The sequence below is a fragment of the Corynebacterium sp. KPL2838 genome (assembly GCF_040225455.1).
Taxonomy (GTDB): Bacteria; Actinomycetota; Actinomycetes; order Mycobacteriales; family Mycobacteriaceae; genus Corynebacterium; species Corynebacterium rhinophilum.
Genome location: NZ_JBEHFT010000011.1, coordinates 48,342 through 72,686, shown reverse-complemented (window position 1 = coordinate 72,686; position 24,345 = coordinate 48,342). Strand labels below are relative to the sequence as shown.

Below are 24,345 nucleotides of genomic sequence, written 5' to 3'. Positions count from 1 at the left end.
TCCTTGGCGCTAGGTTCGCGTTCGATTCCGCCCGATGAGGTCATCGCCGCGCTGCGCGGAGCGGGGGAGCAGGATATCCGCGATATCGTGTGGAACCTGCGCATGCCGCGCACCTTCTTGGCCTATTTCGCCGGCGCGGCCCTTGCCGTCGCCGGTGTCTTGGCGCAATCCTGGACCAGGAACCCGCTAGCGGACCCCGGATTTATCGGTATTACCGCAGCTGCGTCGTGCTAAGAAGTCCATCGCGAACTTCAAGCTTCGTGAGCGCATGCCCATCGGCGCACGCGTTACCCTGCGCGGCGACCGTATGTGGGAGTTCCTGGACCGCCTGCTGACCATCGCGCTGCCACGTATTCGTGACTTCCGCGGTCTCTCTGATCAGCAGTTCGACGGCCATGTCAACTACACCTTCGGCCTGTCCGAGCAGTCTATGTTCTACGAGACCGACATTGACAAGATCGATCGTCCCCGTGGTATGGACATCACCGTCGTTACCACCGCTACCAACGACGAGGAGGGCCGCAAGCTCCTGCGCGAGCTCGGCTTCCCGTTCAAGTAAGCACTCGCTTACGGCCTTAAGCCCCAGCTTTCCGATGCCCCCTTTCGGGCACCGCAGGCTGGGGTTTTCGCATGCGTGGGGTACCATGTATGGGTCGATTTTGCTCCTCTTTCAAGGATTGTCTGCATGTCCCTCAATGAGTCCGTGGCCGCCGCGGTCACGAAGAAAACCGCTCTGCTTGACCAGTCGCCGTCGCGCTTTATCGTGCGCGCCATCCTGTGGCGTGTACCTGCTCATCGGCACGGCCTTTGCCTGCGCCGTGGCACAAGCGGTGGAAAAGAACTTCGAAGGCTTGGGCAGCGTCGCCTTCGCCTTCCTCTTCGGCCTCGGCCTGTTTGCCATCATCATCTTGGGCGCTGACCTTGCGACCGGCAACATGCTGTTCATGGTCTACGGAGCCGCCAATAAGCAGGTGACATGGGCAAAGGCATTCTGGCTCATTATCGTGACCACGGTGTTCAACCTCGTGGGTGCGGCGAACCTCGCCGCCGCGTTGGGGTCTCCGCGAAGTTCGGCAACCTGCCGGTCGATCACATCATCGTCACGCTCACCGACGCCAAGCTGGCGAAGGGGCCGGCGGGCATGCTCGTCGAGGGCATCCTGGCCAACTTCGTGGTCAACATGTCCATCGTGGGTGGCATCTTCGCCAAGGAGATCATCTCGAAGTTCATCGTCATCGTCCCGTTCATCGCGGCGTTCGTGGGCATGGGCCTCGAGCACGTCATCGCGAACTTCTGCCTAGTGTGCCTCACGTTCTTTGACGCGGGCGCGTTCCCGGAGCACTTCACGCTCGGCGCGGTGCTGACCAACTGGGTCATCGTTTGGGTGGGCAACGTCATTGGCGGCGGCTTCCTCATCGGCGGCGTGTACGCCTGGCTCAACAAGGGCCCGGAGACATACCGCGACTAGGCTGCGGCGTAGTACGCGAGAAGGCCAACCCCGCACGAGCGGGGTTGGCCTTTACTTATCGCGCCGTCGATTCTGAAGAATGCAACGGGTTGTCCATGTCCCCGGCGTAGATGAGCGAGGACTCCTGGTCGCCCAGGTTTACCATCGATAGCGGGTTGCGCAACTGCAAGCGGTTGAGGCAGGAGTGCTTGAACTGCGACGCGAGCACCGGAAGTTTCTCTAGCGTGCCGGGGAAGCGGCGTTCGTAATCCAGCACGACTGCACGGCAGCTGAGCCAAAACTCGGTCTCAGTGAGCAATCCCTTCCGGTCGAAGAGCGCGGCGAGGTGGCGCAGCACGCCGTCGAGGACGTCGGTGTGGATAGATAGCGCGCGCTGGGCGCCGGTGAAGTCGCCGTGATCGACCTGCAGGCGCTCCAGTCCCGCAGGCACGTCCACGCGGGCGTCGACGACCGCGGCCTCTTCTCCTAGGTCCTTGAAGAACGCGCCGACGGGCGCGCCGTTGTCGAGCTCGAGGATCACGTTCTCGCTGTGCGGCATGAACACGATTCCGTACTGGGCGAGCGCGTGGAGGACTGGGACAAGGTACACGTCGAGCAGCCGGCGCAGCCATTCTTGCGGCGGCAGACCCGATTGTGCGATCCACTCGGCGGCGAGTGACTCGCCTGCCGGGTCGACGTAGAGGCAGCCCGCCAGAGTCACGGCCACGCTCGTGGCGGATAGCTGCGGCATGGGCGAGTCGCGCCACAGCGCGGAGAGCATTTTCTCACGCTCGCTTGTTGAGCCCGCGGGCAGCGGGTGGCGGTGGTAGGTGTCGCCGCGGTAGCCCACGGCGACGATTTCTTTGAGCAGACGCACGTTGCGGGCCCGGAATTCCGGATCGACATTGAGCTGTTGGGCTAACCAATCGTTGATGGCGGGCGTGGTTTCCATGTACGCCGGCGAGAGCCCGCGGACGAACCCCATGTTGCGAATGCCCACGGCCGTCTTGACATACGGCAGCGCCGGGCGCGAGTGGTTGAAGAACGTCCGCAGCGACTGCTGGGGACGGAATAGGTCGCTGCTGGTGCCGATGTACACCAGATCCCGGGAAATGAGCTGGTCAAAAAAGATCGTGGAGATGCAATTGTCCCACTGCCACGGGTGCAGCGGCAGCGGCACATAGTCATCCGGTGCGCAGCCCAATTCTGCGAGCGCCTGTTCATAGCGCGGACCGAGGTCCCCGAGCTGCTCGGCGAAGAACCCGGCTAGGTCCGCGACGTCTTCTGATGCCGCCACCACGCAGTGCTCCCGCTTGGCGGCGAGCCACACGATGTGTATGTCGGCTCCCGCCTCCGGCGCGTAGGCGCGCAGCTCGGTAAGGCTCATCCCGCCGCGCCCCGAATTCGCGAGGAACCCGGGGTGCCCCTCATACATTGCTGACTCAGCGGTCACGAGATAGTCCGCCTGGGCATTCGCACGCTCCTGGGCGCTGGCGGCGAGCTGCGGTGCGCGCAAGCTTTGCGCGGCGGGGCGCGTCGCGAGGGCGCGGGCACGGCCGACGAGGGTCGCCTGAATCTCCTCGATGTAGGTGTGCAGGAACCCCGGTTGTATGCCCAGCTGTTCTGCGGCCCCGGCGATGAGCTCGGCCAGGTGCAGCGGGGAGGCATCGGCAGCTTCGATGCTTTCGGGGACGACTTCGAGATGCGCCAGCCCGTACTGGTGGGCCGAAAAGCTCAGCTCCCGCGGCCCAAAGTGGACCGACCATCGTTCGGAGTCCGGGTGAAAGCTTGGCGTCAGCAGTCTTTCATGGCTAAATTCGCGGATGGCCTTGGCGATGAGCTGGCGCTCAGCGGTCTCGGCCGCGCACAGCGCATTCGCCACCGGCGACAGCGAGGCGCGCGCGGCAGCCGCTGAGGAATAGAAGTCTGAGGCGGTACAACGCTGCACCCGTGCCGTCTTCGTGTGCCCGCCTTGGAGCAGGCGGATCTCGTTAAGTCCCGGAACATCGAGGAAGCCGGCCTCGGCGTTCTTGCGGTGAATCGCGCCATTGGCTACGTCGGGCTCCACGAGGAGTTCGCGGAAACCCCGGCAATCGATGAGCCAGCGGATGACCGCGGCGAAAAGGCTACTGGTTAGCCCAGAAACGTGGGCACCGGCCAGCGGGGCGACGAGGAAGTGCAGTCCGCGTAGTGGCTCTTCCAGCGTCAACTCCCTGATACCAGCAGCCTCCGAGCTAGCAGCCTCGGCCAACACCGAGTCCAGCACCACGCGGCGCGGGTCGTAGTCCTCGACGATGCCCATCGGTCTGTGCGGGGCGGCAGGGTGCGGGTGCAGCTCGAGGATCCAGGCTTCTTCGTGCGGGGAGGCGCGGAGCCGGTCGTATTCGACGGCGACGTCGTTGACGCTGGCCTGTTGCATGCCCCAGAATGCGCAGTGAGGATCGGTGAGCCACCCGTGGACAAGCTCGGTGTCGGCGGGGGTGAGCGGGCGAAGGCGCACCGTGCCGTGGGGAGTGAAGATGTCGTCACGTTCGGTATTGAGCATTACTGACCCCCGAAGGTCTGGAAGGCGACGGAACGCTCGATGGGATAGTACTCGCGGCCGGTGATGGCCTTGAGAATAATGGAGTTCCTCCACGGTCCCATCCCGAGGTCGGGCGCGATGAGCGAATGAAGGTGTTCCTCGGCGTTTTGGACGAAGAGCGACTGGGCGGCGTCGATGGCGAATCCGGGATCGATGGCCAGGCGCCCGGCCGTGTCGAACTGGACTTCTTCGCGTGCGGTCTCCAGGAAGCTGGGGAAGAGCGGGGCCTTGTAGCCGGTGGCGAGCACCAGCGCGTTTGTCGCGTGCGTGCGGGTTTCGCCGGTCTCGCCGTGGGTCAACGTCAGCTGGAACGGGGCGGACGCGTCTGTGTCGCACAGTGCCGCGCTCCAGCCGGCCAGGAGCGTCGAGGCGAATGGGCGCGGCAGGCCCTTCGTGATGGACAACCGGTAGTAGGTGTCGTAGATGTGATTGACGAGCTGGCCGGAGATTCCCTTGTAAAGATTGCGCTGCTCGCGGTTGAGCCGGTCGCGCGTCGCGGCGTCCAGGCCGCGGAAGAACTGCGCGTACTCGGGGCTAGTCATCTCGAGGGTGAGCTTGGTGTATTCCATGGGGAAGAAGCGCCCCGAGCGGGTGACCCAGTCCAGCCGCGTGCCCCGGTACGCGGCAGGTTCCATGAGATCGGCGTAAATCTCGGCCGCGGACTGCCCCGACCCGATGAGGGTGACGGACTCCTGGGCGAGCAACTCCTTCTTGTGCTCAAGATAGTCCGCCGAGTGCACGGCGAGCCCGGCTTCCGGCGCAGCCCGCAGCTCGCCGGGGATAAACGGCGTGGTGCCCACTCCGACCACGACGTTGCGGCTGAGCACCGTGCAGGTGCCCCGCGGCCCGTTGACGGTGACCTCCCACAGATCGTCGACGCGGCGCACCGACGTCACCGTGGAGTTCCACTCGAGCGTGCTCAGCTGCTGGGAGACCCAGGCGCAGTAATCGGAGTATTCCTCGCGCAGCGGGTTGAAATCCTCCTTGATGTAGAACTGGTGGATGCGCCCTTGCTGCTTGCAGTAGTTGAGGAAACTGTACGGGCTCGTGGGATCGGCGAGGGTGACCAGATCGGCCATGAACGGAACCTGGATCGTCGTCCCAGGAATCATCATCCCGGGGTGCCAGCAAAATTCCGCGCGCGAATCGAAGAACGCCGCGCGCAGCACGCCGCCGTCAACCAGCGGCTGGCTCAGCGCCGCCAAGCCCAGGTTGAACGGCCCGATCCCGATGCCCACCAGATCATAGGGCTTAATGCTAGATTCGGCATCAGCGACGGCGGCAGTGCGGGCGGTGGTGGAAGAAGACATGACAAACTCCTGTTTTAAGTTTCTGTGGGTCGTGGTCTAGCGCGCGGGTTGTACCGCGAGAACGCTGGGGCTCGGTTGAGCGTTGGCTTGGTCGACGGCGTTCATCTCGCGCTCGATGAGCCCGAGGATCGCGTCGATATCTGTGCCACGCAGCTGCGGATCGAGAATGGTGAACTTCCAGCACGGCGCGCCTTCGAAGGTGGTGGTCGCGATAATTACGTCGCCCCGCTCGAGCAAGCGCTGGCGGACGATCTGGACGAGGCTGGCGGGGGCATCGGCAGGCGTAAACAGCACCGTGGAAAGCTCCGGTGTGGCGCGCAGTGCAAAGCGTGGATGGGCGTCGACGCGCCGGGCGGCATCGCGGGCCGCGGCGCAGCAGGCGTCGAAGGCCTCCCCGAGGGCGTCGGCGCCGTGGGTGCGCAGCGTCATCCAGAGCTTGAGCGCGTCGAAGCGACGCGTGGTTTGGAGCGAGAAGTCCGCGAGATTGTGGTCGGTGGCGTCTTCGGGGTTGAGGTAGTCCGCGTGCCACGACACGAGGGCGCAGTCAGCGGGATCGCGCAAGAGAATCGCGCTGCAGGCCACCGGCTGGAAGTAGCCCTTGTGGAAGTCGACGGTGACGCTATCGGCTGCGTCGATGCCGCGCAGACGGTGTCGCTGCGTGGGCGAGAGCAGCAGGATACCCCCGTACGCGGCGTCGACATGCAAGTGCACCCCAGCGTGGAGGCAGACCTTGGCGATGGTCTCTAGCGGATCGATGGTGCCGCGGTCGGTTGCCCCAGCGGTGGCCACGACGGCCATCGGCGTGTAGCCGTCCGCCACGTCGGCCGCGATGCGCCGGGCGAGATCAGCCGGGTCGAGTCGGTGTGCGGCATCCGAGTCGATAGTGATGACGGCGGTATCCGCAAGCCCAAGGAGGTGGGCAGCGCGCAGCACGGAGTAGTGGGCGTGGCTGCTGGTGTAGAGGCGCAACTGGGAAAGTCCCTGCACGCCCTGGGCGCCCAGCGCCTTTTCGCGCGCAATATAGAGCGCCTGCAGGTTGGATTGCGTACCACCGGAGGTAAAGACCCCGCGGGTGCGGGAATGCGGGTCTTGCGGCCAGCGCAGCTTGCGCGCGAAGAACTCGAGGAGGTGGCCTTCGATTGCGGCGGCACTCGAGGCCTGATCCCAGCTTTCGACCGCGGTGTTAACTGTGGTGGCGAGCAGGTCCGCGCCCACGGCGGTGGCGGTGATCGGACAGTTGAGGTGGGCGATGTAGCGCGGGTGGTGGTACCACACGGCGTGGTCGAGCCAGAGTTCGCGAAGCTCAGCCAACGCGGCGTCAAATGTACCAATTGGGTGCTCGAGGTCAACGCGTGTGACGGCCGCTGCTGTCTCATGGGCGTTGCGACCGGAGCGTGGCGCGTCGCCCTCGGCGAGATACTGCTTGAGGGTGTGCTGGCTGTGGTGGATGATTGTGTTTAATGCAGTCGGATCGGCTCCTACGAAGGAATCGACGAACGGGGCCGGTCTCTCCTGACGAATTTTGTGCATGTTAGGAGACGCTAACATAGGTTAGGCTACGGTAAAAGTATCTAATGAAAAGTGGTGCTGCGCGCGGGCATGCTGCTGTTATCCGTGGTCACGGCGGGATGTGTTTGCTGCACCGGCTCGGGGAAGGGTGTGAAAGCGCTGGTCTGATGCGCAGTGCGCGGGGTCGACAGCCGAGGTCTCGGGCGTAGCAGGAGTGGCACGGGGGTGAGTGCAAAGAATGGGCGTGCGGTGCATTTTCTACGGGTTAGTTGCGGGCGCAGGGCGGGGCGAGGTCGGGGTGTAAAAACGCGTCTTTCGCTCCGGGCAAGGCTGAGGCGGGATAAATTAATTCTTGTAGACCTTTTGTGTGGCGGTGGCCATACAGCAAACCGTGTGGCCGCGAGCCAAGAGGCTTAGGCTAGAAAACATGAAGACAGCATTGCTTGTAGGTGGCGGCCTGATCGGTTTCTCGTTTGCCCAGCGCTTCGTCGACGCGGGGTGGCAGGTGCGCATGACGGACGTGCGCGCAGAACTCGCCGACGCGGCCACAGGCCCGTTCGAGTCCAACCGCTTGGGCGGCGGCCCCGAGGGCATCAAGTCGATTATCGAACATATCGCGGGAGCTTGGGACACCGAGCTTGTCGCCGGAGTGCCCGACATGTCGCATCTCGACGAGGTGTACGCGCAAGTCGATGCCGCCTACGGCAACGATGCCGAGACCTTCGAGTCCGGCACCCGCCGCCGCAATGCGCTGCTGCGCGGGTTCCTCGACGTGCGCGCTGCACACTAGCGCTTACTCGGCGCGGAGTTATTCGGGGCGCAGGATGCGCTGGGCGACCTCGACATCAGGGTTCGCCGTGCGCAGGGCGTCGAGGATGTCATCGGCCGCCAGGCGCAAATCGTCGTCCGTGAGCGGATCCAGAGCCTCGAGGATATAGAGCACGCTGGTGATCTCCGGCGTGGGCTGGACTCGGTGCTCGGGCCGGAAGCGCCGCGCGGCACTACCCGCGGCATCGCGCACGGTAGCGGTTCCTACCTCGATGCGCACTGGGCCCTCGAAGCCATCGAGGGCAAACGTCGTGATCGGCAGCTCGAAACGGCGGGCGACGGCGTTGCCGAGGGCAACCACGGGGGCATCGGAAGGCTGGGCGCCCAGCTCAAAAAGCGCGGGATCGAGCCCGGCGTTCTGCCACGCCGTGCGCCACGCGGCGACATGGGGCTGGAACGCTGACGGGGCGGCGGGGGTGTCGGCAGCCGGGGAAGTGACGTTGCGTGCGGTGATGAGCAGCGCGCGGTAGTCGGGGCGCGGGGTGTCCAGCTCGACGTTGACGAGGAAATCGATAAGGCTCATTTCAGGTCTCCCGAGTAGAGGTTGAAGCGGTCGCCGCGTGCGAAGCCGACGAGCGCCATGCCGGTTTTGCGGGCAGTGTCCACGGCGAGCGAGGAGGCTGCCGATACCGCCACGAGCTGGCCGAAGCCCGCCATCGCAGCCTTCTGCACGAGCTCGAAACTGGCGCGCGAGCTCATGACCAAAATAAGGTCATCGGCCGGCAGGCGCTCTTCCATGAGCAGGTGCCCAATGACCTTATCGGCGGCGTTGTGCCTGCCGATGTCCTCCCGGATGACCACCGGCTCGCCCTCAAGGGTAAACGCGCCGGCGGCGTGAATTCCGCCGGTTTTGCGGAATTCTTTTTGGGCGGCGCGCAGCTTTTCTGGCAGCTGGACCACCAGCTGTGAGTCCACGGGGATGTGCGGGATGGGGTAGCGCGACTTCTTCGTCAGCGCCTCGATAGACGAGGTACCACACACGCCGCAGGCGGATGTTGTCGTGGTCAGGCGAAGATCGCTCAAGCTCAGCGGCGTGGTCTTTACCAGCTCCAGGTCCAGGAGGTTATAGGTATTCATGCCTTCGACGGTGGCACCGGCGCAGTAGCGGGCAGTGGTGACATCGGAAAGCGCAGCAATATGCCCCTCGGAGTGGAGGAAACCGTGCGCCAATTCGATGTCGTGGCCCGGGGTGCGCATGGTGGTGGTGATGGTCTGCCCGCCCACGCGAATCTCAAGTGGCTCTTCGTCGGCGACGGTATCGGCGCGGGTATCGACCTGCGCGTGCTCGCCTAAGCGGACCTTCGTAACTGCAAAGGTGGCATTCTTGCGTCCGGCCATTACTTCAGCGCCTCCTTGAGGGTTTCGATATTTACCTTGGCTTCTGCCGTGCTTGCCGATGCCAACCCCACCACGAACGCCGTCAACGGTGCTGCCGGCCGCGACTGGGTATGGGCCACGTCCTTGGTTAAATCCAGCAGTTCTCGGGTCAGCGCCGTGGCCTCGTAGGGCTCGAGGTTTAATAGCCGCGCGGCTTCTTCAAGCCATTGGTGGGCGGTGCGGATCGGATCTTCGTTCTCGGTACTCATCTCAACTACTCCTCATTCATGTGGCGCTGTATCCGACTGTAATGAATGCAGGGGATTTATTTGGAAAACCGCAGGATATGGCGTAAAGTGTTCCCGCGTGCCTGCGCTGCAGCCGGTGCACGCGCAAAGCCTTGCGGGTTTTGCGTGCTGAACTGGCAAAACGCAGAGCCGAAAAAGAATTGAACATCAACTTTGTTGTAGGCCCCTCGCCGTTTATAGCGGACCGTTGTCTGAATCAAAGGGTGGCGAGCGCCTTGCGGTATTGACCGTGAGGAGCGTGAGTAGCCCGAAATCACACGGAAAACGCTTTGGTGAGCACGGGAACCGCAACGAGAAAGGTACACGGTCACTCATATGACTATGACTGATCCTATTGCCGACATGCTGTCGCGTGTGCGTAACGCAAGTAACGCACACCACGACGTTGTGTCGATGCCTACCTCCAAGTTGAAGGCAAATATTGCTGACATCTTGAAGCAGGAAGGCTACATCGCTGACTACACCGTTGAGGGCCACACTCTGTCCCTCGAGCTGAAGTACAACAACCGCGAGCGTTCCCTGTCTGGTCTGCGTCGCGTGTCTAAGCCGGGTCTGCGTGTGTATGCAAAGTCCACCGAACTGCCACAGGTCTTGGGCGGCCTGGGCGTGGCTATCATTTCCACGTCCCACGGTGTGCTGACTGACCGTCAGGCTGAGGAGAAGGGCGTAGGCGGAGAAGTTCTCGCCTACGTCTGGTAAAGGGAGGTTTGACACATGTCTCGAGTCGGTCTAGCACCGATCGCCGTACCAAACGGCGTCGAAATCAACATCAACGGCCAAGACGTTGAGGTCAAGGGGCCTAAGGGTACCCAGAGCGTAAACGTTCCGGATCCGATCACCATCAACGTGGAAGACGGTATCTTGACCGTTTCCCGCCCTGATGATCACCGCAAGCACCGTGCACTGCACGGCCTGTCCCGTTCGCTGCTCAACAGCGCCGTCATCGGCGTGACCGAGGGCTTCACCATCAAGATGGAAATCTTTGGTGTCGGCTACCGTGTGCAGCAAAAGGGCCAGGACCTGGAATTCAGCCTGGGTTATTCCCACCCGGTCCTCATCAAGGCTCCGGAGGGAATCACCTTCGCAGTGGACGGCAACACCAAGCTGTCCATTACCGGTATTGACAAGCAACTAGTCGGACAGATCGCCGCTAATATCCGTCGCCTGCGTAAGGACGATCCTTATAAGGGCAAGGGTATTCGCTACGAAGGCGAGCAGATCCGTCGCAAGGTCGGAAAGACGGGTAAGTAAGCAATGGCAAACACTGAAAACACGAAGCGCACTCCAGTCGGCAAGGACATTTCTTCTCGTCGTCGCGAAGCACGCGCACGCCGCCACTTCCGTATCCGTAAGACCCTGCGTGGCACCCCTGAGTCCCCGCGCTTGGTCCTGCACCGCTCTTCGCGCCACATGCACGTCCAGGTCATCGATGACTTGGCAGGCCACACCCTGGTTTCCGCATCCTCTATGGAAGCGGACATCCGTGCATTCGAGGGCGATAAGAAGGCAAAGGCTGCCAAGGTGGGCGAACTGATTGCTGAGCGCGCCAAGGCCGCTGGCATTGAGCAGGTCGTCTTTGACCGCGCAGGCTACAAGTACCACGGCCGCGTCGCTGCGCTGGCAGACGCCGCACGTGAAGGTGGTCTGAAGTTCTAATGATCATCGTCAACGGAAACATCAACGGAAGGATCGCGTAATGTCGGACCGTGAACAGCGTGACGGCGGACGCTCCGCCGAGAACAACAAGAACAACCGCGGCGGCAACGGCCGTCGCAACGATCGTCGTAACCAGCAGGACAACGAGCGCGATAAGTACATCGAGCGCGTTGTGACCATCAACCGCGTCTCCAAGACCGTTAAGGGTGGCCGCAACATGTCCTTCACCGCTCTCGTCGTCGTTGGTGACGGCCAGGGCCAGGTAGGCGTTGGCTACGGCAAGGCTAAGGAAGTTCCGGCTGCAATCCAGAAGGGTGCAGAAGAGGCTCGCAAGAACTTCTTCCGCGTACCTATGGTTGCCGGCACCATCACCCACCCGGTAGAGGGTCGCGACGCAGCGGGCATCGTCATGATGAAGCCTGCCGCTCCTGGTACTGGTGTCATCGCCGGCGGTGCTGCTCGTCCGGTGCTTGAATGCGCTGGCGTGCAGGACATTCTGTCGAAGTCCCTGGGCTCCGACAATGCACTCAACGTCGTCCGCGCAACCGTGGACGGCCTCAAGCAGCTGGTTCGCCCCGAAGAGGTTGCCGCACGCCGTGGCAAGTCCCTCGAAGAGGTTACCCCGGCCCGTATGCTGCGCAAGCGCGCAGGTCAGGAGGCATAAACAATGGCTCTGAAGATTACACAGGTAAAGGGCCTGGTGGGCACCAAACCGAACCACCGCAAGAACATTGAGGCTCTGGGCCTCAAGCGCATCGGTCAGTCCGTAGTTAAGCAGGACACCCCGATCATCCGCGGCATGGTTCACAAGGTTCGCCACCTGGTCACCGTCGAAGAAGTGGCAGGGGAGTAAACCATGGCTGATATCATCAAGCTGCACGACCTGCGCCCAACCGCAGGAGCAAATAAGCCCAAGACCCGCGTCGGCCGCGGTGAGGCATCCAAGGGTAAGACCGCTGGTCGCGGTACCAAGGGTACCGGCGCTCGTAAGCAGGTTCCCGCTGCTTTCGAGGGTGGACAGATGCCCATCCACATGCGTCTGCCTAAGCTCAAGGGATTCAAGAACCCGAACCACGTTGAGTACCAGGTTGTTAACGTGGCTGACTTGGCCGAGAAGTTTGCCGATGGCGGCGACATCACCGTCGCTGATATCGCAGCTGCTGGCCTCGTCCGTGCTAACCAGCCGGTCAAGGTTCTGGGCAGCGGCGACATCAACGTTAAGTTGAACGTCACCGCAGACAAGTTCTCCAAGTCCGCTGTAGAAAAGATTGAGGCTGCTGGCGGTTCCGCCAACACCAAGTAATCTGGACTAGAGAATGGCTACACCCCCTTTCCTCGCACCTAGCGTGCGGGGCGAGGGGGTGTAGTCGATCTCTGCCGCTGTCATCTCCGCCGGATAACGCGAAGACCGCGCAGGTAGCCCAGACCAATTAGTTGCCTGCGCGCGCCGTGGAATCAGCTCGAGATCGTATTCAAGATATAGAAGAAGGGTGGAACGCTCGTGAAAGCGTTCCACCCTTCAGTGATTGTGGGACCGTCTTAAGCCTCGTCCACGGTCTTTTCAAAGAGTCCGGGGAAGCGGTCGTCCGGGTCCGTTACCGCCTTGATGGCATCCGGGAGCTTTCCGCCATAGAGCTCTTCGAACCTCTCGCGGGAGTAGAAGGCCTCGGAATACAGCGACTTGTGGCCGCCCAAGTCATTGACCTTTTCTTCAATGACACGGTTGAATGCGCCATTGCCCGGGGCACTGGGATCGACGTGATCGCCATCCACGCCGGACCAGAAGCCAACGTTGACCCACGTCTTTCCGGGACGCAGCGGATAAAGCGGCCAGGGGTCCTTGGCCTCGGCGGCAATATCGCCGGTGCCCACGAGCTCGCCCACGCCATCGCGCAGGCGGATGGGGCACAGCCACACAGGCTGGATATCGGAGGCTTGGAAGAACCAGTGGAGAAACTCCGGGAGGTTGTCCGGAGTGACCTCGATATCCTGCACCACGCGCTCAGCGCGCGGCTTGCCGTGCGGCTTTTTGATGAAGTTGTACTCCAACTCGTACTTGCGGTCCAAACGCACTAGCTTCCAATAGAAGGAGCTGCGGCGCAGCTCGCGCGGCCATACCTTGCGGACCTTGGGGTTTTGGGCGCCAAACGCGCGTGAGCACCAGAACCAGTCAGTATCCCAGCGCCAGATATAGTCGCGGATGGCAAGACGGTCGCGCCGCATGCCTTGGGCGTGCTGCAGGCTGCGGTAGTAGATCTTATCCCGCGTGTAATCGGAGGTAGGGCCCTCCTCATCGGTAAAGCGGGCAAAGACGAGGTAAGCCTCGTCCTCAGAAAAGACCACGCCGTCTAGCCCATCGACGGTCTCACCCTCGTGGGTGTGGTGAACGGAGACATCGGCAAGCACGCGGCTCGCCTCTTCTACCGAGTGGAAGCGCTGCTCGCGCAGCTCCACGTAGGGAGGCACGGGCTCGAGCTCAATCTTGAGGCGTACCGCGTAGCCCAAAGAACCATAGGAATTGGGAAAGAGGCGGAAGAGATCGACGTTCTCCTCGCGCGAGCAGGTAAGGATCTCGCCGGTGCCGGTGAGGATATCCATCTCGATGACGGACTCGTGCGGTAGACCGTTGCGGAAGCTGGTGGACTCCACGCCCATGCCGGTCACAGCGCCACCTAGGGTGATGGTCTTCAGCTGCGGCACTACAAACGGCATGAGGCCGTGCGCCAGGGTGGCATCGACCAAATCCTCGTAGGTACACATACCCTGCACATCGGCGGTGCGGGCGAGGGGATCGATTTCGATGACCCCGCCCAATCCGGAGACATCGAGGCCTACCTGATTCTCGCTGCGGCCGCGGAAGAGGTTAGAGGTCTTCTTGGCCAGGCGCACGCGCTTGCCAGCGGGAACCTCGCGGAAGCTGCGTAGCAGGGTGTCTACGCCTGCGCGGTGGGCATGCCAGCCCACGGGCTCGATGCGCACGGCGTCGACTGGGCGCGGTTGCAGGGCAGAAACGCGCTCGCGCAATTGGTCCAAAAGGGTCATAGTGGGCTCCTTTTAAAAGCGGCTGTCTTCCCACCACCGGCGCTCAGGCACGCCGGCGCGGGAGCCGGCCTCACCGAGCTTGATGCCCAAGAAGTGGTAGAGGTTAATGATATTGCGTTCGAAGCCCCACTCCGAGCCGGCCATGTAGATGCCGTAGAGGCGAGCGGTGGGCAGGCCGACCAGATCGCAGGCCTCCTCCCAGTTTTCCTTCAAGTTCTCGCACCATTCGTGCAGGGTGCGCATGTAATCAAAGCGCAGGGACTCGGTGTGGAAGACCTCGAAGCCATTGTCCTGCATGGCCTTGGTGACGTTGCCAGAGCCGGTGAGCTCGCCATCGGGGAAGATGTAGCGGTCAATGAACCCGCCCTTGGGCGTCTTGTGGTTATCCGGGTAGGTGATGTTGTGGTTCAACATCAGTCCGCCGACCTTGAGCTTGCTGTACATGAACTTGAAGAAGTCATTGTAGTTCTGCACGCCGATGTGCTCGATGATGCCGATGGCAGAGATGGCATCAAATCCTTCTTCGGTGACATCGCGGTAGTCCATAAAGCGGACCTCGGCCAGATCCTGCAGGCCTTCTTCCTCGATCTTCTTTTGGCCCCACTCGGCCTGCTCTTGCGACAAGGTCACGCCGATGGACTTTACGCCGCGGCGTGCGGCGTATCGCACCATGCCGCCCCAGCCACAGCCCACATCCAGGTGGGTGTCACCTTCCTTTAGGCGCAGCTTGTCAAAGATGAGGCGGTACTTGTTTTCCTGCGCTTCTTCCAAGGTGGCATCCGGGGTGGGGAAGTAGGCGCAGGTATAGGTCATGGAATCGCCCAAGAAGAGCTCGTAGAAGTCATTGCCCACGTCATAGTGATCAGAAATGACATCGGCATCGCGCTCCTTGGAGTGCTTAGACAGGCCATCGTGGAGCTTACGGCGCAGCCAAGAGGCGCGCTCTACCTCAGGCACCGGCTGGATGTGGAAGGCGCCCATGGAAGCCAGCGAACGAATCACGCGCGCCATATCCTTAGCACTGGGCTTTTCGAACTTGTCATACATGGCGTGCAGGGCATTGAAGACGCCGTACGGGTGGGCAGGGTGCTCACCTTCTACAGAGATGCCATCAGTGACATAAGCGCGGGCGAATCCGACATCGCCTGGGTGGGTGGCGATATAAGCAAGTCCGCCAAGGCTATTGATGGTGACCTTGTACTCGGCATCGGCAGGGCCGGTGGCCGAGCCATCAAAAGCCTCCCAGCGGAAGGGGTTGGGACTAGGGATGAAGACGTCGATGATCTCAGCAACGGTCATCGGCGTGAATTTTTTGCTCATTCAGACTTCTTTCGCAATGTTGGGTTCACACCAATAACGACCTTGGTGTTTAGGGATCGCAAGGCCGAAATGTTACGGGTAGAAAATTGCGCAGGGCAATAATTAACATGGTAAACCCCCAGTGGAATAAGCGCGAAAGAATGGGCAATCATTGTCACATAATGCGGGTTAGATGTGGCGCGCAGATATTTGGCTGGTAGGATTATGGGGTCAAAAGTGTTCCACCGTTCCTTTGGGACTCCTTGTCTTTACTTCTTAACGCCAAGTGAGAAAGATGTGGAGCCCTACGGGAGCCATAGAGTGTCCACCTCCGTGTGTTGCTGCGTTAGGAATCCATAGATTCGCGCGTGACAGCGGTAGGCCAGGAGGATTTTGTAGTGTCCGCCATTTTGCAGGCTTTTAAGGATGCCGACCTACGCAAGAAGATCGTCTTCACCATCGTGATGATCATTGCGTACCGCATCGGTGCACAGATCCCGTCGCCGGGTGTAGATTACGCGTCAATTGCAGGACGCCTGCGTCAGCTGACAGAAGAATCTGGAGACCTGTACTCCGTGATTAACCTGTTTTCTGGTGGCGCCTTATTGCAGCTGTCGATCTTCGCCATCGGCATCATGCCCTACATTACGGCGTCCATCATCGTGCAGCTGCTGACCGTGGTCATCCCGCGCTTTGAGCAACTGAAGAAGGAAGGCCAGTCTGGGCAGGCGAAAATGACCCAGTACACCCGCTACCTCACGCTCGCCTTGGCGCTGCTGCAATCCTCCGGCATCGTCGCATTGGCGGACCGTGAGCAGCTGCTGGGCCAGGGCGTGCCGGTCTTGGCGGAAGACCGCAACTTCTTCACCCTCATCCTGCTCGTGGTGACGATGACCTCCGGCGCCGTCCTCGTGATGTGGATGGGCGAGCTGATTACGGAAAAGGGCATTGGCAACGGCATGTCCCTGCTCATTTTCGCCGGTATTGCGACACGCCTGCCTACCGATGGCATGAACATCCTGCAAAACAACGGCGGTATGGTATTCGCCATGGTGCTGGCCGGTCTCATTGTTCTGGTCGTCGGCATTACCTTCATCGAGCAGGGCCAGCGCCGCATACCGGTGCAATACGCCAAGCGCATGGTGGGCCGGCGCCAGTACGGTGGTTCTTCTACCTACCTGCCGCTCAAGGTCAACCAGGCCGGCGTTATCCCGGTCATCTTCGCCTCCTCGCTTATCTATATGCCGGTGCTGATTACGCAGATCGTAAACTCCAGCTCCGTACACACCCCGGATAACTGGTGGCAGCGCAATGTCATCGCGCACCTGCAGGCGCCGTCGTCCTGGCAGTACATCGTCTTGTACTTCCTGCTGACCATCTTCTTCGCGTACTTCTACGTCTCGGTGCAGTACGACCCCGCCGAGCAAGCCGATAACATGAAGAAGTACGGTGGCTTCATCCCAGGAATCCGCCCGGGCCGCCCCACCGCGGAGTACCTCGGCTTTGTCATGAACCGCCTGCTGAGCGTCGGGGCCCTGTACTTGGCGTTGATCGCCATCCTGCCGAATATCCTGCTGGACCTTGGCGTTGGTCACTCTTCTGCCAACGGCACCTCCGCCTTTGGCGGTACGGCCATCTTGATTATGGTCTCCGTGGCCTTGACCACGGTCAAGCAAATTGAATCCCAACTTCTCCAATCCAACTACGAAGGACTACTGAAATAATGCGTCTTGTACTTCTCGGCCCTCCCGGTGCTGGCAAAGGCACCCAAGCGGCAATCCTGAGCGAAAAGCTCGGCGTCCCGCACATCTCCACCGGCGATCTCTTCCGTGCCAATATCGGCGATGGAACTCCTCTCGGTATTGAGGCGAAGTCCTATATTGATGCCGGCAAGCTCGTGCCTACCGATGTCACCGCGCGCATGGTGGAAGAGCGCCTCAGCCAAGACGACGCCAAGAACGGCTTCCTCTTGGACGGTTTCCCGCGCACTACCGAGCAGGCAGACATCTTGGAAGAGCTGTTGTCCAAGAAGGGTGAAAAGCTCGATGGCGTATTGAACTTCGAGGTTTCTGAAGACGTCGTTGTTGAGCGCATGATGGCCCGCGGCCGCGCCGATGATAACGAGGAAACCATCCGCACCCGTCTTGGCGTCTACCGCGATGAGACCTTCCCGCTCATCGAGCACTACGGCGATGCCATCATCCCCATTAAAGCAGAAGGCTCCGTCGAAGAGATCAACGCCCGCGCCATGGAAGCGCTGGGCAAGTAATGGCTTTTCGGCGCCGCACCAAGCGCATCCCCGCCCGCACCGCAGGCGAGCTGGATGCCATGCAGGCGGCTGGCGAGATCGTCGGCAAGGCGCTGCAGGCAGTTCGCGCCGCCGCGGCGCCGGGAGTGAGCACGCTGGAGCTCGATGCGGTGGCGGAACAGACCATCCGCGAAGCCGGTGCCATCCCTACCTTTAAGGGCTACGAGGGCTTTCCGGGCTCCATTTGTTCCTCCGTTAATGATGTCATCGTGCACGGGATTCCAGATGCGAAGACCGTGCTTGTCGATGGCGACCTCCTCTCCATCGACTGCGGTGCCACGCTCGATGGGTGGGTAGGAGATAGCGCGTGGTCCTTTCCCATCGGTGAACCGAACCCAGACGTTGCGGCGTTGAACGCGGCGACCGAGTGGGTGCTCATGGAAGGACTGCAAGCGATGGTCCCGGGCAACCGCCTCACGGATGTTTCCCACGCCTTGGAGCAGGCAACCTACCGCGCCGAAGAAAAGTTTGGCGTGTCCCTCTATATCGTGGACGGTTATGGCGGCCATGGAATTGGCCGGACCATGCACGAAGAACCCTATTTGGAAAATGAGGGAAAGCCTGGCCGCGGGCCCCTCATTCAGGAAGGCTCTGTGCTAGCCATCGAACCCATGCTCACCTTGGGCACCGTCGATAGTGCGGTGCTGGAAGATGATTGGACGGTGGTCACGCTGGATGGCTCGACTGCCGCCCATTGGGAGCATACGGTAGCCGCGACGGCGGACGGCCCCCGCATTCTCACTAGGCGCTCCGGATAAACATTCCTAGAAATCGCCTCTTAAACTAGGCGATAATCCCCTGAAAGGTTTATACTCACCACTATGTCTAAATTCAGCCTCCGCAAGTTAAGTGCCACCGTTGCTGCACCAGCAGTGGCTGGTGTCATGGCATTGAGCACCATTGCCGGCGCCCCGGCAGCTTCTGCTCAGCAACTCCCTAATCTTGATCAGCTCACCGCGCAGGCCCAGCAGCAGGTTGATAACTTCCAGGGCCAGACCCGTGACCAGGCATGGCAGAGCCGCACTGACATCCTGGATCAGGCTGAGAAGTACGCCCCAGAATTGGCGCCGAATGTGCAGTCCGCAGTGGACAGCGCACTGGAGTTCCTTTTCCCGGGCCTCGTGGCGCAGAAGAACGAGGAAGCACGCCAAGCTCGCGAGGATGCTGAGCGTGCACACGCACAGCAGATTGCGGAAGAAAAGGCGAAGGCTGAAGAAGCGGCACGCCGTGCGGAGGAGCAGCGCCGCGCCAACGAATTCGACCGCGGCTCCTGCCCAGCAGACGCCAAGATCTGCGTCGACCTTGATGGCCGCCGCACCTGGCTGCAGGAAGGCGGCGATGTTTCCTACATTTCCCCATCCATGTCTGCTGGCATGGTGGGCGAGGAAACCCCGCGCGGTACCTTCCACGTCAACCGCAAGGTGAAGGACGAAATCTCCCGCGAGTTCAACAACGCGCCGATGCCGTACTCCATCTACTTCACCAATAACGGCCACGCTTTCCACCTGGACAACACCAACGTTGACTCCAACGGTTGTGTCCACTTGCCGTACGATGCAGCGGTTCGCTACTGGAATGATGTCCAAATTGGTGACAAGGTCTACATCTACTAACCCGGTGTAGTTCACCGCGAAAACGCGCCCGCCCTCGTGCTTGGTTCTGGATTCTAGAACTGAGCGCGAGGGTTAAGTTAGTTTTTCTAGAGGTTGGGAATTTAGGAAAACGCGTACGGTTTGGAAATCGTGTCGCTGCAGCGTATGCTGGTTTGACGGTGTATAGCGCCAGTAGGTCTGGTTGGCTTGCACCACCGCAGTAGACAACAAACATGCAGGTGACAGGTACTTGTCTGTCGCCAGAAAAGTAGAGGTTATGGCTAAGGAAGGCGCAATTGAGGTAGAGGGTCGCATCGTCGAGCCTTTGCCAAACGCAATGTTCCGTGTCGAGCTCGACAATGGGCACAAGGTTCTTGCACACATTTCCGGTAAGATGCGTCAGCACTACATCCGCATCCTCCCGGAGGATCGCGTCGTCGTAGAGCTGTCTCCTTATGACCTGACCCGCGGACGCATCGTCTACCGCTACAAGTAAACACAGTCAGCCTCCTCACCCAAGGCCGAAGCTGGGCTTTGTGAAACACAGCTTTGTCCTGTACACCTCAGGCTACGGTGGCCTGAGCCCGCACTGGTAAGCAACCCAAGGATCCCCGGCACGGTCCGGGCGAAGCGTTGCATGGAGCGGGACGGATGGGGAGAAAACCGCCGTAACAACCCGAAAGGACACGCCTTATGGCACGTCTAGCTGGTGTTGACCTCCCACGCAATAAGCGTATGGAGGTCGCTCTCACCTACATCTACGGCATCGGTCCAACCCGTGCCAAGGAATTGCTAGAAAAGACTGGCATTTCTCCTGACCTGCGCACCGACAACCTGGAAGATGAACAGGTTTCGGCACTGCGTGACGCAATTGAAGGCTCCTGGAAGGTAGAGGGTGACCTCCGCCGCCAGGTTCAGGCTGATATTCGTCGCAAGATTGAAATCGGAAGCTACAAGGGTCTGCGCCACCGTCGTGGTCTGCCGGTACGCGGTCAGCGTACGAAGACCAACGCGCGTACTCGTAAGGGCCCGAAGAAGACGATCGCAGGAAAGAAGAAGTAGTTCATGCCTCCAAAGACTCGTTCCGGCGCACGCCGTTCCGGCCGTCGCGTCGTCAAGAAGAATGTGGCTCTGGGCCACGCATACATCAAGTCCACCTTCAACAACACCATCGTCTCGATCGCCGATCAGACCGGTGCTGTTATCTCTTGGGCATCCTCCGGCCACGTTGGCTTCAAGGGTTCCCGTAAGTCCACTCCGTTCGCTGCGCAGATGGCCGCTGAAAGCGCCGCACGCAAGGCAATGGACCACGGCATGAAGAAGGTTGACGTATTCGTTAAGGGTCCGGGCTCCGGCCGCGAGACCGCCATCCGTTCCCTGCAGGCTGCAGGCCTCGAGGTTTCCTCGATCACGGATGCAACTCCACAGCCGCACAACGGCTGCCGTCCGACCAAGCGTCGCAAGGTTTAAGGGAAGGAAAGAGGTAAGAAAATGGCTCGTTACACTGGCCCCGCTACCCGCGTATCCCGCCGTCTTCGCGTCGACTTGGTCGGCGGAGACATGGCATTCGAGCGCCGCCCGTACCCTCCGGGACAGGCTGGCCGCAACCGCATCAAGGAATCTGAGTACCTGCTGCAGCTCCAGGAGAAGCAGAAGGCAAAGTACACTTACGGTGTGCTGGAGCGTCAGTTCCGCCGCTACTACACCGAGGCTAACCGCCTCCCAGGCAAGACCGGTGACAACCTAGTCATCCTTCTGGAAACCCGCCTGGACAACGTAGTTTACCGCGCAGGTCTGGCACGCACCCGCCGCCAGGCTCGCCAGCTCGTTTCTCACGGTCACTTCACCGTGAACGGCAAGAACATAAACATCCCGTCCTACCGGGTTACGCAGTACGACATCATCGATGTCCGCCCGCGTTCCCAGAAGATGGAATGGTTCGAAGACGCTCAGGACGCTCTTATCGATGCCAACGTACCGGCATGGTTGCAGGTCGTTCCTGATACGCTGCGCATCCTCGTGCACCAGTTGCCCGAGCGCGCTCAGATCGACATTCCGCTGCAAGAGCAGCTCATCGTCGAGCTTTACTCGAAGTAAACTGTTATACCGCACGGGCTTTCAAGGCCACGCGGTCCATCAGGAATCTTCAACCTCAAGATTTTTACCCCCTCTACCGGCGTCAAATAGCGGTCGCCGAAAAGGAGAATTGCAATGCTCATTTCCCAGCGTCCTCAGCTCACCGAGGAATTCATCGACTCGTCTCGTTCGAAGTTCGTCATCGAACCGCTCGAGCCGGGCTTTGGCTACACCCTCGGTAACTCGCTGCGTCGCACCCTGCTGTCGTCCATCCCAGGCGCAGCGGTAACCTCCATCAAGATTGATGGTGTGCTCCACGAGTTCACCACCATCAACGGTGTGAAGGAAGACGTTTCCGAGATCATCTTGAACATCAAGAGCATGGTCCTGTCCTCCGACTCCGATGAGCCGGTGGTTATGTACCTGAGCAAGGAAGGCCCTGGTGATGTCACCGCGGGCGATATCCAGCCGCCGGCTGGCGTGGAGATCCACAACCCGGATCTGCACATCGCTTCGCTGAATGACACCGCTAAGCTGGACATTGAGCTCGTCGTCGAGCGCGGCCGTGGCTACGTCCCGGCTGCCGCAACTTCTGGGGAAATCGGCCGTATTCCAATCGACCAGATCTACTCCCCAGTGCTGAAGGTCTCCTACAAGGTCGAAGCTACTCGTGTTGAGCAGCGCACCGACTTTGACAAGCTCACCATCGACGTCGAAACCAAGAACTCGATTTCTGCCCGCGACGCCCTGGCTTCTGCCGGTGGCACCTTGGTCGAACTCTTCGGCCTGGCACGCGAGCTGAACAACGCAGCCGAAGGCATCGAGATTGGTCCCTCCCCGCAGGAGACCGAGTACATCGCCGCCTACGGCATGCCTATCGAGGACTTGAACTTCTCCGTTCGCTCCTACAACTGCCTGAAGCGTCAGGAAATCCACACCGTCGGCGAGCTTGCAGAATGCACCGAGTCCGACCTGCTGGATATCCGCAACTTCGGTCAGAAGTCGATTAATGAGGTAAAGATCAAGCTGGCTAACTTGGGCCTTGCTCTGAAGGACACCCCTGAGGACTTCGACCCCACCCAGCTCGAGGGCTACGACGCAGAAACCGGTGACTTCAAGGACCCGGCTGCGGACGATTCCGAGTAAAGAATCACCCTGAACTGCGGCACTCGTTGCCGCGCGCTCAACTTTTACCGCACACGAGGAGTAAACAATGCCTACCCCGAAGAAGGGTGCCCGTCTCGGTGGCTCCGCCAAGCAGCAAGCTCACATGCTGAGCAACTTGGCAGCTAGCCTGATCGAGCACGGCGCCATCAAGACCACCGATGCCAAGGCGAAGGTTCTTCGCCCGTACGTCGAAAAGATCATCACCAAGGCTAAGTCCGGCACGATTGCTGACCGCCGCGCAGTGCTGAAGCTCATCCCGCGCAAGGATGTTGTTTCTCACCTGTTCGACGAGGTTGCACCGAAGTTTGAGAACCGTGAGGGTGGCTACACCCGCACCATCAAGCTGGACAACCGCACCGGTGACAACGCCCCGATGTCCCAGATCTCCCTCGTTCTTGAGGAGACCGTGACCTCCGAGGCTAACCGCGCTACCCGCGCTGCCGCTTCCAAGGCCGCTGAGGCTGAAGAAGCTCAGGCAGACGAGGCTGCGGAGACCGAAGCTCCGGCCGAGGACACCGCTGCTGAGAACACCTCTGCTGAGGAGTCCGAGGAGAAGTAATCTCCCTCGGCCACTGAATTCGCGCAGGCCCTAACGCCCTGCGTGGATTGCAGTCCCTACTCGCAGATGTAGCGCATAATCGCCGCCTTCCCATTCTCTTTACGAAGAGACAGGGGAGGCGGCTTTTGTCGTTTTGAACTTGGAGCCTCGGGTACTTGGTCCCACTCCGTCGTCCCGCCCCCTCGTCCCGCTCCGTCGTCCCACTCCCTCGTCCCGCTCGATCGTGCGACTTCGCCATGCAGCGGACCCCGCAACTTCCAATCCACAACGACACCTATGTACAACCTCCTACGCTCAACCTCCTATGCGCATCCTCCACTGCAATAACTGAGCAAATACGGCCTTCAGATATTGCATTTTCTGCTCAAAACGGACAGGGGAGGTGTAGCAGGAGAGGTTGCACATTTCGGGAACTCGCCGATGCCTCCGGTAGCATTAGGTCCACCATGACTGAAGCAGCACCGATCGCAGATGAGGGACCAGCAGAAGGATTCGTTCGGCTCCGGTTAGATCTGGCCTATGACGGCACGGATTTTCACGGTTGGGCCAAGCAAAAGGGCGGACTGCGTACCGTCCAAGGCGTGCTCGAGGAGCAGCTAGCAATGATCGCTCGCACGGAGGTACCGCTGACGGTAGCTGGGCGTACGGATGCGGGCGTCCATGCTCGCGGGCAGGTGGCGCACGTGGATGTGCCGCAGGAGATGCTGGAGCAACGGTCCGTAGCAAATGATCCCGGGAAGTTGGTGCGCAGGCTTGCCAAGTTGTTGCCGGAAGACGTTCGGGTGCATGGCTGCGAGTTCGCGCCAGACGGTTTTGATGCCCGATTTTCCGCGCTGCGCAGGCATTATGTGTACCGGATAACCACTAGCCAGCGGGGTGCGTTGCCGACAAGGGCGCGCGATACGGCCGAATGGTTCAAACCGATAGATATCGATGCCATGCAGGACGCGGCCAACGTCTTGGTGGGCTTGCACGATTTTGCGGCCTTTTGCAAGGCCAAGCCAAATGCCACCACCATTCGCGAATTACAGGAATTTAGCTGGCGGGATGTATCGACGCAGGAGGAACCGCAGCTCTTTGAAGCCCGAGTGACCGCGGATGCCTTCTGCTGGTCGATGGTCCGCTCCTTAGTGGGTTGTTGCTTAAGTGTTGGGGAAGGCCGCAGGAACGTCGACTTCGCCGCGGCCTTGCGGCAGGAGACAAAGCGCTCCTCCCGCATCCCGGTGGCACCAGCGAAGGGCCTGTCTTTAGTCCAGGTGGATTACCCGGAACCCAGCGAAATGTCCGCGCGGGCAGACGTGACGCGAGAAAAGCGCACCGTTCTGTGAGCACACGCTGCCAAG

Annotated in this window: 26 protein-coding genes and 3 pseudogenes; 21 read left to right on the top strand and 8 right to left on the bottom strand. The window is 60.8% G+C overall.

Annotated features, from left to right (window positions below; translation table 11 throughout):
• From ABRP98_RS05660 to ABRP98_RS05650, 3 pseudogenes are all read left to right on the top strand, one after another.
• Positions 1-228: pseudogene (locus ABRP98_RS05660) on the top strand (iron chelate uptake ABC transporter family permease subunit); the annotation flags it as partial.
• Positions 215-559: pseudogene (gene rplE, locus ABRP98_RS05655) on the top strand (50S ribosomal protein L5); the annotation flags it as partial. The pseudogenes ABRP98_RS05660 and rplE, both read left to right, overlap by 14 nt.
• A 126-nt stretch (positions 560-685) precedes the next feature.
• A pseudogene (locus ABRP98_RS05650) lies at positions 686-1,468 on the top strand (formate/nitrite transporter family protein).
• A gap of 55 nt (positions 1,469-1,523) precedes the next feature.
• Here ABRP98_RS05650 and ABRP98_RS05645 read toward each other — a convergent pair.
• The 3 genes from ABRP98_RS05645 to ABRP98_RS05635 are packed head-to-tail and all read right to left on the bottom strand — an operon-like array spanning position 1,524 to position 6,871.
• Complete coding sequence (locus ABRP98_RS05645) at positions 1,524-3,992, bottom strand: GNAT family N-acetyltransferase (RefSeq protein ID WP_349857972.1); 2,469 nt, start codon at positions 3,990-3,992, stop codon at positions 1,524-1,526.
• Positions 3,992-5,341 (bottom strand): lysine N(6)-hydroxylase/L-ornithine N(5)-oxygenase family protein, encoded by a 1,350-nt coding sequence (locus tag ABRP98_RS05640; protein WP_284770196.1) that lies wholly within the window; start codon positions 5,339-5,341, stop codon positions 3,992-3,994. The genes ABRP98_RS05645 and ABRP98_RS05640 overlap by 1 nt, the downstream gene beginning before the upstream one ends.
• Before the next feature lie 36 nt (positions 5,342-5,377).
• Entirely contained in the window at positions 5,378-6,871 is a 1,494-nt protein-coding gene (locus tag ABRP98_RS05635; protein WP_349857971.1) for a pyridoxal phosphate-dependent decarboxylase family protein, read from the bottom strand.
• 406 nt (positions 6,872-7,277) lie between these two features.
• On the opposite strand from ABRP98_RS05635, the gene ABRP98_RS05630 reads away from it, so the two are divergent.
• Positions 7,278-7,640, top strand: a complete 363-nt coding sequence (locus ABRP98_RS05630; RefSeq protein WP_284849838.1) for a hypothetical protein — start codon at positions 7,278-7,280, stop codon at positions 7,638-7,640.
• A gap of 18 nt (positions 7,641-7,658) precedes the next feature.
• On the opposite strand, the gene ABRP98_RS05625 is transcribed toward ABRP98_RS05630, so the two are convergent.
• From ABRP98_RS05625 to ABRP98_RS05615, 3 genes are read right to left on the bottom strand one after another with little or no spacing between them, the layout of a single operon-like run.
• Positions 7,659-8,201, bottom strand: a complete 543-nt coding sequence (locus tag ABRP98_RS05625) for a hypothetical protein (protein ID WP_284770194.1) — start codon at positions 8,199-8,201, stop codon at positions 7,659-7,661.
• Positions 8,198-9,016 carry a formate dehydrogenase accessory sulfurtransferase FdhD gene (gene fdhD / locus ABRP98_RS05620; protein ID WP_349857969.1) on the bottom strand — a complete coding sequence of 273 codons (819 nt, stop codon included), beginning with the start codon at positions 9,014-9,016 and terminating at the stop codon, positions 8,198-8,200. Before fdhD ends, ABRP98_RS05625 begins: the two co-directional genes overlap by 4 nt.
• Positions 9,016-9,264, bottom strand: coding sequence for a DUF6457 domain-containing protein (locus ABRP98_RS05615; RefSeq protein ID WP_288746943.1), 249 nt, complete (start codon positions 9,262-9,264; stop codon positions 9,016-9,018). Before ABRP98_RS05615 ends, fdhD begins: the two co-directional genes overlap by 1 nt.
• Positions 9,265-9,618: 354 nt before the next feature.
• Between ABRP98_RS05615 and rpsH the strand changes: the two genes are divergently transcribed.
• Genes rpsH through rplO form a run of 6 tightly spaced genes read left to right on the top strand, consistent with a single transcriptional unit; the run spans position 9,619 to position 12,262 of the window.
• Complete coding sequence (rpsH, locus tag ABRP98_RS05610) at positions 9,619-10,002, top strand: 30S ribosomal protein S8 (protein ID WP_005276990.1); 384 nt, start codon at positions 9,619-9,621, stop codon at positions 10,000-10,002.
• 15 nt (positions 10,003-10,017) lie between these two features.
• On the top strand, positions 10,018-10,554 hold the full coding sequence (gene rplF / locus ABRP98_RS05605; protein WP_023025203.1) for a 50S ribosomal protein L6: 537 nt from the start codon (positions 10,018-10,020) through the stop codon (positions 10,552-10,554).
• Between the two features lie 3 nt (positions 10,555-10,557).
• On the top strand, positions 10,558-10,959 hold the full coding sequence (rplR, locus tag ABRP98_RS05600) for a 50S ribosomal protein L18 (RefSeq protein WP_023025204.1): 402 nt from the start codon (positions 10,558-10,560) through the stop codon (positions 10,957-10,959).
• A gap of 40 nt (positions 10,960-10,999) precedes the next feature.
• Entirely contained in the window at positions 11,000-11,623 is a 624-nt protein-coding gene (gene rpsE, locus ABRP98_RS05595) for a 30S ribosomal protein S5 (protein ID WP_023025205.1), read from the top strand.
• A 3-nt stretch (positions 11,624-11,626) separates the two neighbouring features.
• A complete protein-coding gene (rpmD, locus tag ABRP98_RS05590) occupies positions 11,627-11,812 on the top strand; it encodes a 50S ribosomal protein L30 (RefSeq protein ID WP_005276997.1) in 186 nt (61 codons plus the stop codon).
• Positions 11,813-11,815: 3 nt separating this feature from the next.
• The gene (rplO, locus tag ABRP98_RS05585) at positions 11,816-12,262 is read left to right on the top strand and encodes a 50S ribosomal protein L15 (RefSeq protein ID WP_005277000.1); all 447 of its coding nucleotides are present in this window, start codon (positions 11,816-11,818) and stop codon (positions 12,260-12,262) included.
• Between the two features lie 236 nt (positions 12,263-12,498).
• On the opposite strand, the gene ABRP98_RS05580 is transcribed toward rplO, so the two are convergent.
• Positions 12,499-14,001 (bottom strand): FAD-binding oxidoreductase, encoded by a 1,503-nt coding sequence (locus ABRP98_RS05580; protein WP_349857967.1) that lies wholly within the window; start codon positions 13,999-14,001, stop codon positions 12,499-12,501.
• 12 nt (positions 14,002-14,013) lie between these two features.
• On the bottom strand, positions 14,014-15,321 hold the full coding sequence (locus ABRP98_RS05575) for a class I SAM-dependent methyltransferase (RefSeq protein ID WP_349857965.1): 1,308 nt from the start codon (positions 15,319-15,321) through the stop codon (positions 14,014-14,016).
• Positions 15,322-15,698: 377 nt separating this feature from the next.
• Between ABRP98_RS05575 and secY the strand changes: the two genes are divergently transcribed.
• The 11 genes from secY to truA all read left to right on the top strand — a co-directional run bounded on the left by secY (position 15,699) and on the right by truA (position 24,330).
• A complete protein-coding gene (gene secY / locus ABRP98_RS05570; RefSeq protein WP_284770189.1) occupies positions 15,699-17,024 on the top strand; it encodes a preprotein translocase subunit SecY in 1,326 nt (441 codons plus the stop codon).
• Positions 17,024-17,569 (top strand): adenylate kinase, encoded by a 546-nt coding sequence (locus ABRP98_RS05565; protein WP_284770188.1) that lies wholly within the window; start codon positions 17,024-17,026, stop codon positions 17,567-17,569. Before secY ends, ABRP98_RS05565 begins: the two co-directional genes overlap by 1 nt.
• The gene (map, locus tag ABRP98_RS05560; protein WP_349857963.1) at positions 17,569-18,366 is read left to right on the top strand and encodes a type I methionyl aminopeptidase; all 798 of its coding nucleotides are present in this window, start codon (positions 17,569-17,571) and stop codon (positions 18,364-18,366) included. The genes ABRP98_RS05565 and map overlap by 1 nt, the downstream gene beginning before the upstream one ends.
• Before the next feature lie 63 nt (positions 18,367-18,429).
• Entirely contained in the window at positions 18,430-19,221 is a 792-nt protein-coding gene (locus ABRP98_RS05555; RefSeq protein WP_349857961.1) for a L,D-transpeptidase, read from the top strand.
• 256 nt (positions 19,222-19,477) lie between these two features.
• The gene (gene infA / locus ABRP98_RS05550; RefSeq protein ID WP_003854422.1) at positions 19,478-19,696 is read left to right on the top strand and encodes a translation initiation factor IF-1; all 219 of its coding nucleotides are present in this window, start codon (positions 19,478-19,480) and stop codon (positions 19,694-19,696) included.
• A 197-nt stretch (positions 19,697-19,893) separates the two neighbouring features.
• A complete protein-coding gene (gene rpsM / locus ABRP98_RS05545) occupies positions 19,894-20,262 on the top strand; it encodes a 30S ribosomal protein S13 (RefSeq protein ID WP_005281309.1) in 369 nt (122 codons plus the stop codon).
• A 3-nt stretch (positions 20,263-20,265) separates the two neighbouring features.
• Positions 20,266-20,670: a 30S ribosomal protein S11 gene (rpsK, locus tag ABRP98_RS05540; protein WP_349857959.1), complete on the top strand. Its 405-nt coding sequence runs from the start codon at positions 20,266-20,268 to the stop codon at positions 20,668-20,670.
• A gap of 21 nt (positions 20,671-20,691) precedes the next feature.
• A complete protein-coding gene (gene rpsD / locus ABRP98_RS05535) occupies positions 20,692-21,297 on the top strand; it encodes a 30S ribosomal protein S4 (RefSeq protein WP_023016758.1) in 606 nt (201 codons plus the stop codon).
• A 114-nt stretch (positions 21,298-21,411) separates the two neighbouring features.
• The gene (locus ABRP98_RS05530) at positions 21,412-22,422 is read left to right on the top strand and encodes a DNA-directed RNA polymerase subunit alpha (protein WP_005277080.1); all 1,011 of its coding nucleotides are present in this window, start codon (positions 21,412-21,414) and stop codon (positions 22,420-22,422) included.
• 67 nt (positions 22,423-22,489) lie between these two features.
• Positions 22,490-23,002: a 50S ribosomal protein L17 gene (gene rplQ, locus ABRP98_RS05525; protein WP_005277082.1), complete on the top strand. Its 513-nt coding sequence runs from the start codon at positions 22,490-22,492 to the stop codon at positions 23,000-23,002.
• A 446-nt stretch (positions 23,003-23,448) separates the two neighbouring features.
• Complete coding sequence (gene truA / locus ABRP98_RS05520; RefSeq protein ID WP_349857957.1) at positions 23,449-24,330, top strand: tRNA pseudouridine(38-40) synthase TruA; 882 nt, start codon at positions 23,449-23,451, stop codon at positions 24,328-24,330.
• Positions 24,331-24,345: the final 15 nt, after the last annotated feature.

Bases quoted from the DNA above. Each gene is read 5' to 3' on its own strand.
- ABRP98_RS05645 (WP_349857972.1), bottom strand. From the start codon at position 3,992: ATGCTCAATACCGAACGTGACGACATCTTCACTCCCCACGGCACGGTG.
- ABRP98_RS05640 (WP_284770196.1), bottom strand. From the start codon at position 5,341: ATGTCTTCTTCCACCACCGCCCGCACTGCCGCCGTCGCTGATGCCGAA.
- ABRP98_RS05635 (WP_349857971.1), bottom strand. From the start codon at position 6,871: ATGCACAAAATTCGTCAGGAGAGACCGGCCCCGTTCGTCGATTCCTTC.
- ABRP98_RS05630 (WP_284849838.1), top strand. From the start codon at position 7,278: ATGAAGACAGCATTGCTTGTAGGTGGCGGCCTGATCGGTTTCTCGTTT.
- ABRP98_RS05625 (WP_284770194.1), bottom strand. From the start codon at position 8,201: ATGAGCCTTATCGATTTCCTCGTCAACGTCGAGCTGGACACCCCGCGC.
- fdhD (WP_349857969.1), bottom strand. From the start codon at position 9,016: ATGGCCGGACGCAAGAATGCCACCTTTGCAGTTACGAAGGTCCGCTTA.
- ABRP98_RS05615 (WP_288746943.1), bottom strand. From the start codon at position 9,264: ATGAGTACCGAGAACGAAGATCCGATCCGCACCGCCCACCAATGGCTT.
- rpsH (WP_005276990.1), top strand. From the start codon at position 9,619: ATGACTATGACTGATCCTATTGCCGACATGCTGTCGCGTGTGCGTAAC.
- rplF (WP_023025203.1), top strand. From the start codon at position 10,018: ATGTCTCGAGTCGGTCTAGCACCGATCGCCGTACCAAACGGCGTCGAA.
- rplR (WP_023025204.1), top strand. From the start codon at position 10,558: ATGGCAAACACTGAAAACACGAAGCGCACTCCAGTCGGCAAGGACATT.
- rpsE (WP_023025205.1), top strand. From the start codon at position 11,000: ATGTCGGACCGTGAACAGCGTGACGGCGGACGCTCCGCCGAGAACAAC.
- rpmD (WP_005276997.1), top strand. From the start codon at position 11,627: ATGGCTCTGAAGATTACACAGGTAAAGGGCCTGGTGGGCACCAAACCG.
- rplO (WP_005277000.1), top strand. From the start codon at position 11,816: ATGGCTGATATCATCAAGCTGCACGACCTGCGCCCAACCGCAGGAGCA.
- ABRP98_RS05580 (WP_349857967.1), bottom strand. From the start codon at position 14,001: ATGACCCTTTTGGACCAATTGCGCGAGCGCGTTTCTGCCCTGCAACCG.
- ABRP98_RS05575 (WP_349857965.1), bottom strand. From the start codon at position 15,321: ATGAGCAAAAAATTCACGCCGATGACCGTTGCTGAGATCATCGACGTC.
- ABRP98_RS05565 (WP_284770188.1), top strand. From the start codon at position 17,024: ATGCGTCTTGTACTTCTCGGCCCTCCCGGTGCTGGCAAAGGCACCCAA.
- map (WP_349857963.1), top strand. From the start codon at position 17,569: ATGGCTTTTCGGCGCCGCACCAAGCGCATCCCCGCCCGCACCGCAGGC.
- ABRP98_RS05555 (WP_349857961.1), top strand. From the start codon at position 18,430: ATGTCTAAATTCAGCCTCCGCAAGTTAAGTGCCACCGTTGCTGCACCA.
- infA (WP_003854422.1), top strand. From the start codon at position 19,478: ATGGCTAAGGAAGGCGCAATTGAGGTAGAGGGTCGCATCGTCGAGCCT.
- rpsM (WP_005281309.1), top strand. From the start codon at position 19,894: ATGGCACGTCTAGCTGGTGTTGACCTCCCACGCAATAAGCGTATGGAG.
- rpsK (WP_349857959.1), top strand. From the start codon at position 20,266: ATGCCTCCAAAGACTCGTTCCGGCGCACGCCGTTCCGGCCGTCGCGTC.
- rpsD (WP_023016758.1), top strand. From the start codon at position 20,692: ATGGCTCGTTACACTGGCCCCGCTACCCGCGTATCCCGCCGTCTTCGC.
- ABRP98_RS05530 (WP_005277080.1), top strand. From the start codon at position 21,412: ATGCTCATTTCCCAGCGTCCTCAGCTCACCGAGGAATTCATCGACTCG.
- rplQ (WP_005277082.1), top strand. From the start codon at position 22,490: ATGCCTACCCCGAAGAAGGGTGCCCGTCTCGGTGGCTCCGCCAAGCAG.
- truA (WP_349857957.1), top strand. From the start codon at position 23,449: ATGACTGAAGCAGCACCGATCGCAGATGAGGGACCAGCAGAAGGATTC.